The organism is Segatella maculosa DSM 19339 = JCM 15638 (genome assembly GCF_000382385.1).
Taxonomy (GTDB): domain Bacteria; phylum Bacteroidota; class Bacteroidia; order Bacteroidales; family Bacteroidaceae; genus Prevotella; species Prevotella maculosa.
In genome coordinates this window covers 40,451-57,986 of the sequence record NZ_KB908334.1, presented here as the reverse complement: position 1 = coordinate 57,986, position 17,536 = coordinate 40,451, and the positions used below count along the sequence as shown (strand labels likewise).

General features: G+C 50.9%; 10 protein-coding genes and 1 rRNA gene. 6 read left to right on the top strand and 5 right to left on the bottom strand.

Annotation, left to right across the window (positions count from 1 at the left end):
• Window positions 1–373: ribosomal RNA gene (locus H164_RS0111295) — 16S ribosomal RNA — on the bottom strand; the annotation flags it as partial.
• 592 nt (window positions 374–965) lie between these two features.
• Here H164_RS0111295 and H164_RS0111290 point away from each other — a divergent pair.
• Together H164_RS0111290 and H164_RS0111285 are read left to right on the top strand one after the other, a co-directional pair.
• Window positions 966–1,373 (top strand): energy transducer TonB, encoded by a 408-nt coding sequence (locus H164_RS0111290; RefSeq protein WP_019968717.1) that lies wholly within the window; start codon window positions 966–968, stop codon window positions 1,371–1,373.
• A gap of 5 nt (window positions 1,374–1,378) precedes the next feature.
• A complete protein-coding gene (locus tag H164_RS0111285) occupies window positions 1,379–2,962 on the top strand; it encodes a tetratricopeptide repeat protein (RefSeq protein WP_019968716.1) in 1,584 nt (527 codons plus the stop codon).
• A gap of 417 nt (window positions 2,963–3,379) precedes the next feature.
• Here the strand turns inward: H164_RS0111285 and H164_RS0111280 are convergent, their stop codons facing one another.
• Window positions 3,380–3,655 carry an HU family DNA-binding protein gene (locus tag H164_RS0111280; RefSeq protein ID WP_008565848.1) on the bottom strand — a complete coding sequence of 92 codons (276 nt, stop codon included), beginning with the start codon at window positions 3,653–3,655 and terminating at the stop codon, window positions 3,380–3,382.
• 217 nt (window positions 3,656–3,872) lie between these two features.
• Here H164_RS0111280 and H164_RS0111275 point away from each other — a divergent pair, with 217 nt between their 5' ends.
• The 4 genes from H164_RS0111275 (at window position 3,873) to H164_RS0111260 (ending at window position 10,338) form a co-directional block, all read left to right on the top strand.
• Window positions 3,873–4,832, top strand: a complete 960-nt coding sequence (locus H164_RS0111275; protein ID WP_019968715.1) for a rhomboid family intramembrane serine protease — start codon at window positions 3,873–3,875, stop codon at window positions 4,830–4,832.
• An 11-nt stretch (window positions 4,833–4,843) separates the two neighbouring features.
• Window positions 4,844–5,935 (top strand): endonuclease/exonuclease/phosphatase family protein, encoded by a 1,092-nt coding sequence (locus tag H164_RS0111270; protein ID WP_019968714.1) that lies wholly within the window; start codon window positions 4,844–4,846, stop codon window positions 5,933–5,935.
• A 128-nt stretch (window positions 5,936–6,063) separates the two neighbouring features.
• Window positions 6,064–9,060, top strand: coding sequence for a protein translocase subunit SecDF (gene secDF / locus H164_RS0111265; RefSeq protein WP_025830207.1), 2,997 nt, complete (start codon window positions 6,064–6,066; stop codon window positions 9,058–9,060).
• A 675-nt stretch (window positions 9,061–9,735) separates the two neighbouring features.
• On the top strand, window positions 9,736–10,338 hold the full coding sequence (locus tag H164_RS0111260; RefSeq protein ID WP_019968712.1) for an HU family DNA-binding protein: 603 nt from the start codon (window positions 9,736–9,738) through the stop codon (window positions 10,336–10,338).
• A gap of 102 nt (window positions 10,339–10,440) precedes the next feature.
• Here H164_RS0111260 and H164_RS0111255 read toward each other — a convergent pair whose 3' ends face one another.
• From H164_RS0111255 to H164_RS0111245, 3 genes are all read right to left on the bottom strand, one after another.
• Window positions 10,441–12,399 carry an alpha-L-arabinofuranosidase C-terminal domain-containing protein gene (locus H164_RS0111255; protein ID WP_019968711.1) on the bottom strand — a complete coding sequence of 653 codons (1,959 nt, stop codon included), beginning with the start codon at window positions 12,397–12,399 and terminating at the stop codon, window positions 10,441–10,443.
• Between the two features lie 99 nt (window positions 12,400–12,498).
• A complete protein-coding gene (locus H164_RS0111250) occupies window positions 12,499–15,684 on the bottom strand; it encodes a glycoside hydrolase family 2 TIM barrel-domain containing protein (protein WP_026356350.1) in 3,186 nt (1,061 codons plus the stop codon).
• A gap of 370 nt (window positions 15,685–16,054) precedes the next feature.
• The gene (locus H164_RS0111245; RefSeq protein WP_019968709.1) at window positions 16,055–17,524 is read right to left on the bottom strand and encodes a DUF438 domain-containing protein; all 1,470 of its coding nucleotides are present in this window, start codon (window positions 17,522–17,524) and stop codon (window positions 16,055–16,057) included.
• Window positions 17,525–17,536: the final 12 nt, after the last annotated feature.

The window sequence follows — 17,536 nt, the reverse complement described above, 5'->3', positions numbered from 1 at the left end:
ATATTCCTCACTGCTGCCTCCCGTAGGAGTTTGGACCGTGTCTCAGTTCCAATGTGGGGGACCTTCCTCTCAGAACCCCTACTGATCGTCGCCTTGGTGGGCCGTTACCCCGCCAACAAGCTAATCAGACGCATCCCCATCTCTCACCGATGAAATCTTTCGTCGTCATCAGATGACTTCCGACGACTGCATAAGGTATTAGTCCGACTTTCGACGGGTTATCCCTTGGTCAGAGGCAGGTTGGATACGCGTTACTCACCCGTGCGCCGGTCGACGACCATCGAAGCAAGCTTCAATGTCGTTTCCCCTCGACTTGCATGTGTTAAGCCTGTAGCTAGCGTTCATCCTGAGCCAGGATCAAACTCTCCATTGTAAAAATAGAAATCATAAGGTAAAATGCCAAAGAATAAAAAGCATGAATACTCCTACTCTCCCAATCTACCTCAAGTTAATCTGTCCAGAACGAATTCCTTCACTTAGTATCGAAGTCTAAAGCAAAACCTTTCCAAAATAATTGAACGGCTCGTTTCTTCTACCCAAGGTACGCACCCGAAAAGGCACGTACCTCGCTTCTTGTACTACTTCTCTGTTTATCTTAAATCCTATCAAAGAACGATGTTTCTATGATTGGCAAAAAGCCTTAACAAGACTTCCGCCTTGCTCTTGGAATTCTATAATCAACTTTAATAATTACGATTTCTTCCTGAAAGCGTTTGCAAAGGTATATATATTTTTTCAATCTACAAACATTTTAGAGATTATTTTTCAAAAAAACTCATTTTATATTGCTTTATAGCCTAAATTGCCAAGTTGGAACAATGGTATAGGCACGCAAATCGAAAAGAAAAAACAAGGACTTGTGTAAACCTGTGTAACGATTTACTTGACAGAAAACGCTGAAATTACTACTTTTGCATCGTCATGACAAGTAACATTAATTATAAAACCATCAATTTGAAAAGACAATGAAAACAAAAGCAACAATGAAAACCCTATTGACAATGCTCCTGATGACGCTCTGTTTCATAACAGCCGAGGCGAAAACGCAGGGAAAAGGTAAGGTGTATGACATCGTAGATGTGATGCCCAGCTTTCCGGGAGGCATGCAAGAGATGATGAATTTCCTTCTCACAAACGTGCAATATCCCAAGAAAGCTGAAAAGAAAGGCATAGAAGGAAGATGTATCGTGCGCTTCATCGTCGAGAAAAACGGCAGCATCTCCAACGTCAAAGTCGTGAGATCCGTGCACCCTTTGCTTGATGCCGAGGCCGTGAGAGTGGTGAATAGCATGCCAAAATGGACGCCCGGCAAGCGGGACGGAAAGCCGGTAAGGGTGAAATTCAACATACCCGTGCAGTTCAAACTCAAATAAGAACCATGCGAAAAGCTCTTTTCGGGCTGACAATTGCGCTCTTTTTTGCGGGCTGCTCCACGCGGAGCACCCGCAATCCGCTTCTCGCGCGCATCGACAGTCTGCAACGTATCGACCCCGACGCAGCGTTCAACCGCCTCTACGAGGGCAAGATAAGACTCGAATCTGCCGAAGACACGGTCTTTTACAACCTACTTTGCTGTGAGACTTACCTGCAGAAACCACTCTCTTTCCAAACGAATTCCCTTCCCAACCAACTCATCACGTACTATAAAAACCATGGGACACGCGCCCTGCTCTCGCGTGCTTATCTCTGCAAAAGCATCAACCAATACAAGCACGGCAACTATAAAGACGCACTCGCCAATGCCATTGCAGCCCAAGAAACCGCAGACAAGCAAGATGACTACCCCTATTGCAGGCTCCAACTCACCTTGGGCAACATCAATCTTGACAACGGTTGCTACCAACTGGCACTGCGGCAATTCCGCGAAGCACGCAAGGCCGCCCTCCGGTTCGACCGCAATCCCACGCTCATCGCACGGTGTTACCTCTTGGAAAGCAAGGCCCATAAGCGGTTAAACCATGTAGACAGCACCGTGAAATGCCTCAAACTCACGTTGCCTTTCATCAATAAAACCGACCCAAGCACCTATGCCGAGATACTGACAAGCCTTGGCGAGTGGTATTTCGACCGTGGGGATTACGCCCAATCCGGTGCTTATCTCGCCCGAGCCTACCCTTTTGACTACACTTACCGCACGGCTATGGCCATCGGAAACCTGTGGCAACACCGCAGAAACACGGCCATGGCAGCGGACTATTGGTACAAGGCAGCCAACTCAAACGAGCATGATATTCGCATGGCCGCCCTCGATTCGCTCCTGAAAATCAAGCCCGGAAACACGTTCCTGCTCCAAGAATACCACCGTGCCACAAAGGAATCGCCCAGCATCAACACCGACGAAATAGCCCGACTGCAGTCAGATTTCGAACAAAACGCCCTGCAGAAACGTGCTTATCAGCGCATCTCGGTGCTGCTCCTCGTCATCATCCTGCTGATGGTGGCAGCTTTCGTCGGCCGTCGCTACTATATAAATAAGGTGAAAAGGCTCTATCGCAACCTCAACAACGTCAATGCACGCTACGTGCACGACCTTGAAGCCTACCGATGGGCCAAAAATGAAATCAGCCGACTGGAAAAACGCATTGCAGATTATCAAGATGACCGGAAAGCTCCTGAGAAATGGAACATCGAAAACGAGATGCTGGCCACCGATTGCGTCATCACGCTGCACCGTCTCGCCTCGCGTGGCCGCCAAGCGCCTGAAAACAATCGCCAAGAACTCTATCAACTTGTTGCCAACCACGACCCTTCGCTGATGAAAACACTCCATCAAAGCCACCTGAACGAGAAAGAACGGCTCGTCTGCCTGCTCATTCGCTTGCGATTTATCCCCAGTGAGCTGTCTGTTCTGCTTGGAATCAGTCCGCAAAACGTGACCAACATGCGGCAACGTCTCCTGCAAAAGCTCTTCCATGCGCAGGGAGGAGCAAAGGATTTCGATGAACGCATCAGAAGTCTTTAACGACCAAGCCTTCAAGTTTTGATTTCGTTGGAAACTCGTTTCAGTCCAAATAAAATTAGGCATAACCATATTGCGTTTCAATCTCAGTCATTTCACCGTGCAACCTCAGCCATTTTACACGATGAAATGGGCCACTTTGCACGCTAAAATGACTGACATTGAAACGCAAAGTGTAAGTCGTTGAATTTCAGTTCGAATGCATGTAGGGACGCACGGCTCGTGCGTCCGCCCAAACTACCATGTGCTTATATTTCCATTCCAATGGAGCGGACCCACGAACCGTGTGTCCCTACACTGCCATTATGACTATATTATCTCGCAATACGGTTGAAACAAAACGGCAAATAAAAACGGGTCGCCAATGGGGGAAACCCATTGACGAACCCGTTTCGTTTAATCTATAATAAATCTTTACAATTATTTGTTCACTGCATCAGACAATTCAGCACCTGCCTTGAACTTTGCAACCTTCTTAGCTGCAATCTTAATCTTCTGCTTTGTAGCAGGATTGATACCCTCACGAGCTGGACGTTTGTTCACACTGAATGTGCCGAAGCCTACAAGCTGGATTTTGTCACCTGCAACGAGCGCCTTCTTGATGGCTGTGGTTGTTGCGTCCAATGCCTTTTTTGCGTCTGCCTTGGTCAGATTTGCACCTGCGGCGATCTTCTCGATCAATTCTGTTTTGTTCATAATTCAGTTAAATTAAAATGATTAATTGTTGAAAAATTGTTTATTGATTTGGCAAATATAGGCTATTCCTTTCAGAAAACAAAACAAAAAAGGAAAAAAAGTAAGATAAAAAGCAAAAAACGGCATGAATAAGCCTGTTTTAAGGCGAATTAAACAATATTTTTCGTATTTTTGTGCCCAATAACATCAAACATAGAACGATTAGAAACGATTACGAATGAGACGTATTCCGACAATAACAAAGAACCTGCTCATCATCAACGTGCTTGCATTTTTGATGATGTATGCATTGAGAACGGTGAGCTTTTCGGGCGCAGGTCCCGTCGACCTGAACGACATCTTCGGGTTACACTTCTTCATGGCACCCGATTTCCGCCTTTATCAGCTCGTCACCTACATGTTCATGCATGCCAGTCTGGAGCATATTTTCTTCAACATGTTTGCCCTATGGATGTTCGGCATGGTGGTTGAGAACGTATGGGGGCCGAAGAAGTTCCTCTTTTATTACATTGCATGCGGCATCGGGGCTGGTTTGTTCCAAGAAGCAGCCCAGTTTTGTTCGTTCTATCTCACGGTTGCGTCGCAATATCCTTCACTTTCCCTCGCGCAACTGCCCGAGGTGGCCCGTCATCTGGGCGATGCCCTGAACAGTTGGACCACGGTGGGGGCTTCGGGAGCCGTCTATGCCATCTTGTTGGCCTTCGGTATGACGTTTCCCAACGAGCGGCTGTTCATCATTCCCATTCCCATACCCATCAAAGCCAAATGGTTCGTGATGATTTATGCTGGGATTGAGCTCTTCTCGGCCATGTCCACCACCAACGACAACGTGGCCCACTTGGCCCATCTGGGCGGAATGGTCGTCGGTTTCTTCCTGATACGCTATTGGCGAAGCCACCCCGGAGCCGGATACGACCGTTCGGGCGGACAACAGTTCTTCGACAATTTAAAACGACGCTGGGATAACCGGGCACATCGCAACGAATTCGGGCACACCGGGACGCAAAACAACGGGAACGCCTACAACAATCGGCAGCAAGATTGGGACTATAACCGCCGGGAACGCGAAGATCAGGCCGAAGTAGACCTGATTCTCGACAAAATACGCAAGAGTGGTTACGATAGTCTCACGGCCGAAGAGAAGCGAAAGCTCTTCGACAGCAGCAAACGGCATTGACAAAGAGGCGTATGTTGCGTGGCATCAAGCGGTTTACCTTGCAAATCGTGGCCGGAGCCAATCTGGCTACTATCCTCATGATGACGTTCGTGGGCTTCTCCGACCGCTTTAATCCGGTGAAACATCAGCTGTTGGCCAATGTTGGCTTGTTGTTTCCCGTGTTCCTCGTCCTCAATTTCGGCTTTCTGCTCTTTTGGCTTTGCGTCAAGAAGAAGGGCGTATGGCTTCCCGTCGTGGGCTATTTGGTGTGCTATATGCCCGTCAGAGCCTACATTCCTTTCAATGTTCCGCACGATATTCCCAAGGATGCCATCAAAGTGATATCTTATAATGTGTGGAGCTTTGCCGGTTGGGAGCGACATGCTGACGGTAAGTTCCCTATTCTTGAATATATCAAGACACAGAAGGCGGATATCCTGTGCTTGCAGGAGGCCATGACCTACGAAATCGGGCAGGCTCGCGTGAATGCTGTGCTTGACAAGCTCTATCCTTACAAAGATACGCTGAAAGTTTCGCCCACAAGCGACTGCATAGCCATCTATAGCAGGTTCCCTATCCTCTCGCATGAGCGCATCGTCTACCCTTCACGGGGCAACCTCAGCGGTGCTTTTGAGGTGAAAATCGGCCGCGACACGGTCATTGTGGTCAACAATCACCTTGAAACAACCGGGCTTTCGAGCGAAGACAAACGCGAGTTCAAGCAGATGGTCAAGGGCGATTTGCCCACTCCGGAAGCCAAGCGAATGTCCTACAAGCTGGTGGATAAGCTCGGAGAAGCCTCGGCTAAGCGGGCTGTTCAGGCCGATGCCGTGGCCCGATATGTCAGCAAGCACGAGGGGCGCAGCATCATTCTCTGCGGCGACTTCAACGACAGCCCCATCTCATACGCCCGGCACACCATCGCTAAAGGGCTTACCGACTGCTACATTGCCAGCGGGAATGGCCCCGGAATTAGCTATCATAAGGGCGGAATGTATGTGCGCATCGACCATATCATGTGCTCCGATGACTGGCAACCTTACGCCTGTAAAGTGGACCGCAGCATCAAAGAATCCGACCATTACCCCATTATCTGCTGGCTGAAAAAGCAAGGAAAACAGTAAAAATTGTATATTTCACGCGCATAAATTTCATTTACTGCAAGAAAATTTGTATTTTTGCACGTCTATATACGATAGGTGAAGCTTTCGTATTGCGCAGCGAAAAACAATTATCAATAACAAATAAAAAAATGCAAAACAAAGGAATTGTAATTTGTACAGCCGTCCTTCTGACGCTTGCAAGCATTTTCTATCTTTCATTCTCGTTTGCCACACGCTACTATGACAGCGAGGCTGCAAAGCTCAAAGACCCTATTGCACAGCAGGATTACAAGGATTCTGTGAAGTATCTCGGGATTTATTCTTATCAGAAATGCTTGGAAACCCAGATTGGTCTGGGACTTGACCTCAAAGGCGGCATGAACGTTATCCTCGAAGTGTCTGTTCCCGACGTGCTCGAAACGCTGGCCGACCACAAGACCGACCCTGCTTTCACCAAGTCAATGAAGGAAGCTCGCGCTGAAGAGGAGACGAGTCAGAGTGATTTTATCTCGCTTTTCGTGAAGTATTATCATCAGAATGCACCGGGACACCGCCTCGCCGAGCTCTTTGCCACACAGCAGTTGCAAGGCAAGGTCAATCCTCAAAGTTCTGATTCTGAGGTAGAGAAAGTGCTCCGCGAGGAAGTTCAGGCAGCCATCGACAACTCTTTCAATGTCGTCCGCACCCGTATTGACAAGTTCGGTGTCGTTCAGCCCAACATTCAAAAGCTTGAAGGACAAACCGGCCGCATTATGGTTGAGATGCCGGGTATCAAGGAACCTGAACGCATGCGCAAGCTTTTGCAGGGTAGTGCGAACCTCGAATTCTGGGAAACCTACAACGCCGAGGAGATTATTCCTTATCTGCAGCAACTCGACAGTCGCTTGGCTAACGGCGAAACAACGGAGACGACCGACAGCACGGCTACCGAAACAAAGGCAAAACCAGCTGAAAAGCCGGCTAAGTTCAAGATAAAGAACGCCGACAAGAACGACGTTGCCAAGACAAGCAACGCACAAATGGAGGCTGCCAAGAAGCAACACCCGCTCTTGGCCATGCTGCAAACCACCGGACAGAACTCTCTTGCCCTCGTTGGTTACGCCAGCGTGCGCGACACGGCAGCCATCAGCAAACTCATCTACGGGCCGGTAGCCAAGCAAGTGCTGCCCTCCGACGTGAAATTGCTGTGGAGTGCCACGCCCGAAGACGGCATTCAGGCCAAGAACATCTTCGGGCTTTATGCCATCAAGGTCACATCTAACAACGGACAGGCACCGCTACAGGGCGACGTTGTAACCGACGCCAAGGACGAATTCAACCACGTGACGGGGCAACCCGAGGTCAATATGACCATGAACACCGAGGGAGCACGCCGCTGGGCAGCCCTCACGAAGGCCAATATCGGCAAAGCCATCGCCATTGTTCTTGACAATGCGGTCTATTCCGCACCGCGTGTGAACGGCGAAATCGACGGCGGTTCAAGCTCCATCTCGGGCAACTTCACCGTTGAAATGACCAAAGACCTTGCCAACACGCTGAAGTCGGGCCGCATGCCTGCGCCTGCCCGCATCGTTCAGGAAGAGGTTGTAGGCCCCACGCTCGGCGCCGCTTCCATTCAGCAAGGCATCATTTCGTTCGTCATTGCGTTCGTGCTGCTGATTATCTACATGGTGTTGATGTACAACTTCATACCGGGAATGATTGCCAATGCGGCACTTATCATCAACGTCTTCTTCACATTGGGCATTCTAACCTCGTTCCAAGCCGCGCTTACCATGTCGGGTATTGCAGGTATGGTGCTGTCGTTGGGTACGGCAGTCGATGCCAACGTGCTCATTTATGAGCGCATCAAGGAGGAACTCCGGGCGGGAAAAGGCATGAAACAAGCCGTCGCCGCGGGCTACGGCAACGCTTTCTCGGCCATATTCGACTCCAACCTGACCTCACTCATCACGGGTGTCATTCTCTATGTCTTCGGAACGGGACCCATTCAAGGCTTCGCTACCACGTGGATCATCGGTATCGTATGCTCGTTCTTCAGTGCCGTGTTCCTCACCCGCTTGGTTTATGAACACCAACTCAACAAAGACCGTTGGCAGAACCTGAAGTACTGGACCGGCATCAGCAAGAACCTCATGCAGGATAAGAACTACAAGTTCATGTCAATGTACAAGAGCACGTTCGGCATTGTTATCATTCTTTCCGCCGTGTTCATCGGAAGTTTCTTCGTACGCGGACTAGCACAGAGCATCGACTTCACGGGAGGCCGCAACTACGTCGTGCAGTTCGAGAAGTCAACCCAGCCCGAACAGGTGCGCGAAGTGCTCAGAACAATCTTCCCGAATGCCACGACGAGCGCGCTCTCGCTGGGTACCGACAACAAGACCATACGCATTTCGACCAACTACAAGATTGAGTCCAACAACCCGGCCGTAGACAACGAAGCCGAGAACATGCTCTATCAAGGCTTGAAGAAAGCCGGACTCGTCAGCCAGAAGAGCCTCGAGACGTTCAAGAACCCCGACCTTCGCGCCGGCGGCTCCATCATCAGCAGTTCGAAGGTAGGCCCCTCAGTGGCCAAAGACGTCACCTACGGCGCCATCATCAGCGTCATCATCGCGCTGGCAGCCATCTTCCTCTACATCTTGGTGCGCTTCCGCAACGTAGCCTTCTCGCTCGGCTCAACGATAGCCCTCGCTTTCGACGCGCTGACGGTCATCGGACTGTTCTCGCTCCTGCAAGGCATGCTGCCGTTCTCGCTTGAAATCGACCAAACCTTCATCGGAGCCGTGCTCACGGTCATCGGTTACTCCATCAACGACAAGGTGGTGGTCTTCGACCGTATCCGCGAGAACTTCAAACTCCACCCGAAACAGGACATTCAGACGCTCTTCAACGACTCCATCAACCAGACCTTGGCCCGCACCATCAACACTTCGTTCTCGACGCTGATTGTGTTGCTCGTCATTCTCTTCTTGGGCGGCAAGAGCATCCAGCCGTTTGCCTTCGCCATGACAATGGGCGTAGTCTTCGGAACACTCTCCTCCATCTTCATCGCCTCGCCCATCGCCTACCTCTTCATGGGCCGCAGCATCGAAGACCGCCGCTTGAACGAGGCAGCATTGGAGACCGCCGAAGCAAAATAAATCTCAAAGCTATATGATAGCATAAGATTAGTGAAGCAAAATAAATCTCAAAGGTATATTATATAATAAGGTGTAAGCCCCACGCCGGGCTTTACACACAACTGAAAAGGCAGGCCGGGGAACATTCCCCGGCCGCTTTTTTGCATGTAGGCATTCGAACGCGGCGCCACAACCAATACCGAGCGCCTACTTCTCCCCGCTTTTTGCATGTAGGGACGCACGGTCCGTGCGTCCGCTCAACACGGTCGACGCGTAAAGGTTGCCGAATAAACGGGCAATCCGAGCGGACGCATGCGCCGTTCGCCCCTGCTCCGAGTAGGTTTTAAGCCGCATCGTCCCACAACTACGTGTGAATGCACACGCTGTTCGCCTTTCCGAACGGACCGTTTCCCCCACTCTTTGGAAATATTAAAGCAGAATAAAAAGAAGATTAAAGGCGAATCATTTTGTTTCTTACGTAACTTTAATTATCTTTGCAATAGAGAAAATAATTTATCTCCGTGGAGAAAAATATTTTTCTCTACAGAGAAAACTTCTTATCTCCATACAGATAAATATTTTTCTCCACGGAGATAATTCAACGGAGATAGAAGGAAAAGGATAGGAGACCCTAAGAGAAATGTGTTTCCTCCCTAAAGGAATAATCATAAACAAGCTTTCATCAAACAGAAGACTATGGCAGTACCTTACAAACTATTGAAGACAAACGGGCGGATTGCGCACAGCAGAGCTTTCCGGGCCGTGATTAAAGAGCATGAAACGGTGGGGCTCAAACGGATAGCCCGACTAATTGAAAAGGCTACGGCAATGACCGTGGCCGACATCGTGGGCACGCTCGATGCCTTGACGTATGAGCTGGGCGAGCAGCTGATGCAGGGCAACCGCGTGTATCTGCCCGGACTGGGCTACTTCTCGCTGGCGGTGAAGGGCGAACTCTACGAAAATCCGAAGACGCACAAGTTCAGATTGCGCAACCCTTACGTGCGGACAGTGAACTTCAGGCCTGAGAAAGGGCTGATGAGAACGCTGCGGGAGACAAGCTTTGAGAACGTGACTTATCGGACGAAACCGCACGCCTTGCCCACGGAAGCAGAGGTAGAGGCTGCGCTCAAAAGGCTTTTTGCCGAGTCGGTCTGTATCTTTGTGGGCGACCTTCGGGCCGAGTTACACCTCTCGTCGACTGTGGCTTATCGGCTTGCACGCCGACTTGAGGCCGAAGGACGGCTGCGGAATGTGGGTTCGCCTTATAGAAAAGTGTTCGTGGACGGGAAGGCTTAGGCTTCCGTGCGCTGCGCAAGGCGGAAAAAAGCTGCCCATCAACCGGACGAGCGTCGGGAGATGGGCAGTTTGTGTTTGGCGGAATGCTGTCGGAGGGCGGTTTCAGAACCTGTAGACGGCGAAGGTTTTTGCCGGTATCGTCGCATGGAGTACGTTGCCGGAGGCCTCGATGTCGGTGGTTTGCGGCACGATGCGGGTTTTGTTGTCGAGCGTGTTCGTTGCGCGGGGGTCGCTGCTGTGGAGCGTGGTGAGACGGCCTTTGCCGAGACGTTTCAGGTTCGTAAAGGTGATGTCGACGCGCTGTTCCTTGTCGCCTGCATTGACTATCTTCACGATGTAGCCTTTCGTTGTCTTGTCGTATGCGGCCGAGGCGTAGAGCTTTTCATGGCCTTCGACGGGTTTTCCTCCTTCGGTGAGGTTCAGAATATGCGTGCCTCGGTTCGTGGCATAGAGCATCTGGACGTACCAATTGACCGTGCGGACGCTCTCGAGGTTGTTGAACCAGATGAGGTCGGGGCGCCATTGCCAGCCGTCGACGTGGGCGAAGAGGGGCGCATAGGTGGCCTGATGGACTATATCGGCGTTGCGTTCGAGGCCGGTCATGAATGCTGCTTCGGCAAGTGCGGCCTCGAAGTTGTTCATGGCCACAGTGGGTTGCTTGCCGAGCCGGGGAACGTGGGCGGCATATTCGCCTGCGAAGACCTTTGGGCCCTTGCGGTCGTAGGCGTCGTAACGGGAGGCGTTGTTCAAGAACCATTCGGGCGGCATGTAATAGTGCTCGTCTACGAGGTCGACGTTGAGCCTGCGCATCTGTTCCCAGCCATAGTCGAAGTCTTTTCCGCTTGCCGAAGGACCTGACGAGCCGCATATCTTGATGTCGGGATACTTTGCGCGGAGCTGTTTCACAAAGCGTTCGAGCCGTTCGGGGTAAAGCGGTCCCCATTGCTCGTTGCCTATGCCGATTTGTTTGAGGTTGAAGGGAGCGGGATGCCCCATTTCGGCGCGAAGACTGCCCCATTTGCTTGTGACGGGACCGTTGGCAAAGTCGATGAGGTCGAGTGCATCGTCGATGTAAGGCTGCAGGTCGTCCACGGCAACATGTGCGTTCTTATCGTTATCGGCGTTCTGAAACTGGCAGGCAAGGCCGCAACTCAAGACCGGAAGCGGCTCGGCTCCGATTCTTTCGGCAAGGAGGAAGAACTCGTAGAAGCCTAAACCGAGCGTCTGATAGTAGTTGGGGAACAGGCGATGGGGGAAGGTATAATTCCAACGGTTCTCGTTCAAGGGGCGGTTTTCTGCGGGTCCGACGGTGTTCTTCCATTGATAGCGCGTGGCGAGGTCGGTGCCTTCGACGATGCAACCGCCCGGGAAACGGAAGATGCCGGGGTGCAGGTCGGCCAAGTCTTTCACAAGGTCGGCGCGCATGCCGTGCCAATTGTCTTCGGGTATCAGGCTCACGTGGTCGATATCGACCGACTCTCCGGGCATGAGGAAGATACGCAGCAAGCCTTTCTCAACGGTTTTCTTGGATATGAGCGTTGCCGTGTGCTTCTGCCATTTGTTGTTTGTCACGGTGATGGTGTCGCGGCAGATGGGTTGGTTGCCTTCGTCGACAAGTTCTATGCGGAACTTTGCCTCTTTACCTTGCAAGGTGTGCAAACGAGCGTAGACCGTGAAGTCGTAACACATATCTTTTTTGAGTCCCATACCGAAGAAACCTCGGTTCTCAAGTCCCGTTTGTTTCTCGCGGTGTCCTGAAGGAGCAAGCGTGACGTAATGGGGGTTGCGGTCGAAAGCGGGTTTCAAGTCGCTCACGGTGACGTCGCCGAAAGTGTTCCAACCCATCAGTCGGTCGGGGAACTCAAACGAACGGTTCTCCACCATCTCGGCATAAAGGCCGCCGTCTGCCCCGAAGTTGATGTCTTCGAAGAAGATACCGTACATCGTGGGCTGTATCATCGGCCCGGGTTTCGTGTTGATGGTAAACTGATGTTGCGCGTTGACGCCTACTGCGGCCAGTGCCGTCAATAGTAAAGTTGTCAAGATTTTCTTTGTCTTCATTTGAGGTTGTTGTTAAAGAAACGGTGTTATGCTTGCAAAAATAAGGAAATCCACCCCCAAGGAGGTGGATTTTATGAGTTAAAAGGTGGATATTCGGAGTTATTCTACACGGGGACGCAGCAAGAACTCAAAGCTGCGGTCTTTATAAGAAAGGCGGTAGGGCCTCAAAGGCCACGAGCCCCAGCTGTCGGTTCCGCCCAATCCGCACTGTTCTTTGTCTATACAAAGGTTGGTAAATGGCGACTTAGGCACTTGATAGCTGTGGCGTTGGTGCTTCTTCTGTCCTTCGTCGAGGTCGGCAATGGCGTAGTGGAGAGCAGACATGGAGAGGTCGCCCGACAGGCCATGGATTTCAATTCCCGTGCCCGAGGCATTGGTTTGCTGCCACCACTTGATGTCTTGTTTCGTGCCAGTCTCCTGTGGACGGATGTAAGGGAAGAACTGTTGGTCGGCTGTTTGCTTATAGATGCCGATACGTGCAAATGCCTTGCGGTCGCTGTAGTTCTCTATCGGGCCACGGCCGAAATAGCGGCTCTGCTCCATGTCGTAGGGAAGCTGCATCACCATTCCGAAGCGCAACATGTCGCTGACTTTCGCCTCTTTGTCGGTTATAAGCTGCATTCTTACGTTCAGTTCGCCGCCAGCGAAGACGGTATAGGTCAGTTTCAGCTGCGCTTTCACGGCCGGCATGTCGTATATTGCGGTGACAACCGGGTCTTCAACGCCCTTGCCACGCTTAACCATTTGCGTGGTCAGCGACAAAAGATTCATTTCGGGACTGCACCAAGCAGCCAACTTCTTTTGGAATTCCGCGCCCATATCGTTATCTGTGACGGCACGCCAGAAGTTTGCCTTCAAACTTCCGCCGTCGGCAATCAGCTTGTTGCCTGCCGCTTCGTATTGTGTCAGCCATCCTGTCGCACGGTCGAAGCCGAGTTGGAAGTCTTTCCCAACAATGCGGAGCGTAGACTCGTTCTTTTTGTCGATGATCTTCACCTTCACGGGTAACGGCTCGTACATGGCATGTTCAACAAGGGCATCTGACATGAATTGTTGATGTGCAACAACCTGTCCTTTAGCCATGAGTGGCTCGGCTTCTTTCAGTTGATAGTCTACATTCAGATACATCAATCGGCTTGACTTTTCATCGAATGGCAACTGAATTTCAACTGTTTGCTGTGGCTGAACATTCAATTCTTCAATGTTTCCTGATGCAAGTTCCTGTCCGTATTCATCCAAAGCAGTCCACTTCAAGCGGTAGTTGCTGAGGTCACGGAAGAAGTATTCGTTCTTGATTCGTATCTTTCCGGCATCCAAGTCTACAGGCTCTGTCCATATATCTTGATACTGATAAGCCACTTCATAGGCGTGAGGATTGAGCTGACGGTCGGGACCTATGATGCCATTGCAGTTGAAGTTGTTGTCTGATGGGTCGTAGTTGTTGTAGTCACCACCGTAACAATACTCCTCTTGATTGCCTGTTCCGGGCTCCAACGAAGCTGCTTTTGCCTCGTAATCTGCCAACATTCGACCCGCTTTATAGTCGGGTTTGCGGTGCAATCCTTGGTCAACAAAGTCCCAATCGAAGCCTCCTTGGAACTTCGGATAGCGTCGAACAAGCTGCCAATATTCCGCAAGATTGCCTCCAGAATTACCCATTGTGTGATTGTATTCGCATTGAATAAGCGGCATGGTTTTCGTAGAATCAAGGCAGTACCTCTCACACTCTTTCACCGAATAATACATCGGACAGAAGATATCCGAAGCCTTTTCGCCACCCCAAATGGCCCGTTCATATTGCACAGGACGCGACGGATCTTGTTGCTTTACCCATGCGTAGGCCTTCACAAAGTGGTCGCAATGCTTGCTTTCATTGCCCAAACTCCACACGATAATGCTGGGGTGATTGAAGTGCATCGACACGTTATGCTGATTACGCTCCATGACGGGCGTGGCAAACATCGGGTCGGTCATCTTCGAATCCTTGCCATAGCCAAAGCCATGACTCTCTTGATTAGACTCTGAAACCACGTAAAGTCCATACTCATCACACAGGTCATACCAGCGTGGATCATCGGGATAGTGACACGTTCTGACGGCATTGATGTTCAGACGTTTCATGATTTTGATGTCTTGTATCATGCGTTCAGTGCTCACAACGTAGCCTCCATCGGGGTCCATCTCGTGGCGGTCGGCTCCTTTGACGAGTATCGGCTGACCGTTAACCAGCAGCTGTGAATTCTTGATTTCAACCTTTCGGAAGCCCACTTTCTGTGTGATAACCTCCTTTATCTGGCGCTTTTGGTTTTTCACCGTAGCCACCAGCGTATATAAATAAGGTGTCTCTGCCGTCCATTTCTTCACGTTTCGTACCACAAAATGCACGTTGCCTCTTTGTCGTCCCTTGAAGTTTGACTCGGTTTTCACCACTGCAATGCCATTTGCATTCAGCAGTTCAAAGTCGATAATCGGGTTACCTTTCGCCGTAACGGCAATCATTGCGTCGCCATCTGTGTATTGGTTTGTGAGGTCAGGTGTAATGCGTAAGTCATCAATATGCACGTTATTGTCGCGTGAATAAAGGTAGCATTCGCGCGCAACTCCGCTCAAACGCCAAAAGTCTTGGTCCTCACTATAAGAGCCATCGCACCAACGGAACGTTTGAAAAGCAATGAGGTTCTCGCCCGGTTTCAAGTATTTCGTGATGTCAAACTCGGCAGCTACCTTGCTGTCTTCAGTGTAACCAACATATTGTCCGTTGACCCAGAGATACATGTTCGACGTAACCGAACCGAAATGTGCTATAATCTGCCGACCGTTCCATGTATTCGGGAGCGTAATCACACGGCGATAGCTGCCCACATGGTTGTCTTTCACGGGAACTTCGGGGGGATTGTCCTTGAAATGGCCGCGCCAAGCGAAGCCTATATTCAGATAGACCGGGTCGCCATAACCGTTGAGTTCCCAACAAGCCGGAACGGCCATCCGTCCCCACGAAGCATCGTCGAACGCAGGCCGAAAAAAGTCGGTAGGTCGCTCATCGGCATTGGCCACCCAGCGGAACTTCCAGTCTCCTTCGAGCGAAAGATAGTTGTCAGAAAGGGTTTTGTCGCCCTTCAACGCCTTGTCTTTGGTTTCGAAAGCAAAGAAACTCGTGTGCAACGGAAAGCGGTTCACCTCGTTAACGGCGCAGTCGTGCCACTCGGTGAACGTAGGTTGCTGCTGGGCCCGGCTGCATAAGAAGCCTGCCAAAGCAAGCATTACCATCAAAAAATTCTTATTCATGTATCGATTGTTTGAAGTTTCTATAGGTATCTCAGCTGTGTGGCAAAGATAAACAAAAAAAACTTCACCTGCAAATAAACGCATGCAAAACAGGAAAAACGGTCATATCGGTTTTTCATATCAGCCATATTGCACGGTAAAATGGGCCATATTGCACGGCGAAATGGGTGAGATTACCGTGCAAAATGGGTGAGATTGAAACGCAAAGTGTAAGTCGTTGGTTATCACTGCGCCCGAGATGACGAACCGCTCGAACTTATGTAGGGACGCACGGTTCGTGCGTCCGCTCCAACAAACACGTGCGTTTGCTCCTGCAACCGTGTATACGGACGCTCATTCCCATGTGAGCGGACGCCCGAATGCCATGCACTTATCTTAAAAAATGCTGCTTGGCGAACTCCATATCCTGCACCACTTCGACCGTTCCCACGTAGTTTCCGGCCTTATCGCGCACAGCCATGTAGTTAACGAGCATCGTTCGGCCCAGCTTCTCCATCCACATCTGCACCTGATCGCGCTTACCCGACCGCAAATCGTCAATGATGCTACGCACCATAGGCTCTATCTTTGGCGGATGACAACTAAAGACTTCGCGGTCAATAGCCATTGAAGGACGTTTCAAAACCTTGGGACCTTCGTTGAAATAACGGTTGATGTTGTCGGCATCAACAAAGGTTATTTCGAGCGGAATCGTGTTGAGCATGGCCGTCAATTGGGCCAAAGTGAGGTGTCCACCGGGCATAACTATCTCGCCTTCTCGGCCATTTGGCGTCTCATTACGCTCGGCTTCGGCCCACACGAGCGGCTCCACACCGAGGCAAACCGCATAATCCTTGCCGTCGCGATAGATATGTTGCCACTCCGCCTGCGTGAAGTTGGCCGCGCAAATGGGCAACAGAATGTTGTTCTCCTTATAAATCATCTCCTTTGCACGGGTCAGAACAGCCTGCAATCTGCCCCACCATAGCTCGTCATGCACCGACTTTCGCGCAAGAATTCCCATCTCGTTGCGTATCTCATCATCGATGGTCCACATCACTTGTGAGGGGCCACTGATGTCATATTTCACCTTTAGATGCGGATAAAGCAGGTCACCTTTCTTGGCATAATGAATGGCTATCTCGCGCAATCGCGGCAACAATGCGGCCACTTGCTCACGGTCTTCGAGACCGAATGCCTCGTTGAGCAACGCTTCCATAGCCGCGTTCTCGCGCATGAGGGTCTGAATGGGATGCCCATCGATACGTGACAGGTCGGCCGCCCGCCCACTGTTGGCCTCGGCCATGGCGTGGATAGCGTCGTGATTGTGCGCATGTCCGGCTCCACTATGGCTCCCGGAAGTTTGTTCTTCGCCTGTTGCACCATGGAAAAGACCCGAATGAACGTCGCAAAGTCGCTGCACCTCTTCCAAAGGAACACCTTCTGCCATCAGTTCCTGCTCGGCCTGCATAATCTCAGAAGCCTCAACCTGACTGAAGTTCTCGGCAAATTCCTTGCGCACCTGCTCCAAGTCTTCGCCCTCGCCAAGCCGTTTTAAATAGCTTTTCAGGCGATTTGTGCGGTCGGCATGGGTCTCTTCGGGGGCCGATACGGGCGATGCAGACTGCGGAGCCTCGCCTTCCAACTCGAAACCATGGGCCATCAAGGTCGTCACAATGGTTGTCATATCGATGCCACGCATGGCAGCTCCCTTGGGAATCGTGACCAGTTTGCCTACCGAGTTGAGCAAGAACTTCTTCGTGATGTCGCTGAATCCGAGGCCCACCATGATGTCGATGAGTTCCGGATATTGCTTCGTGAGGTCGTAGACCGACCTACTTAAATCGAGTTTCTTTCCCATAAGGTCTTCCTT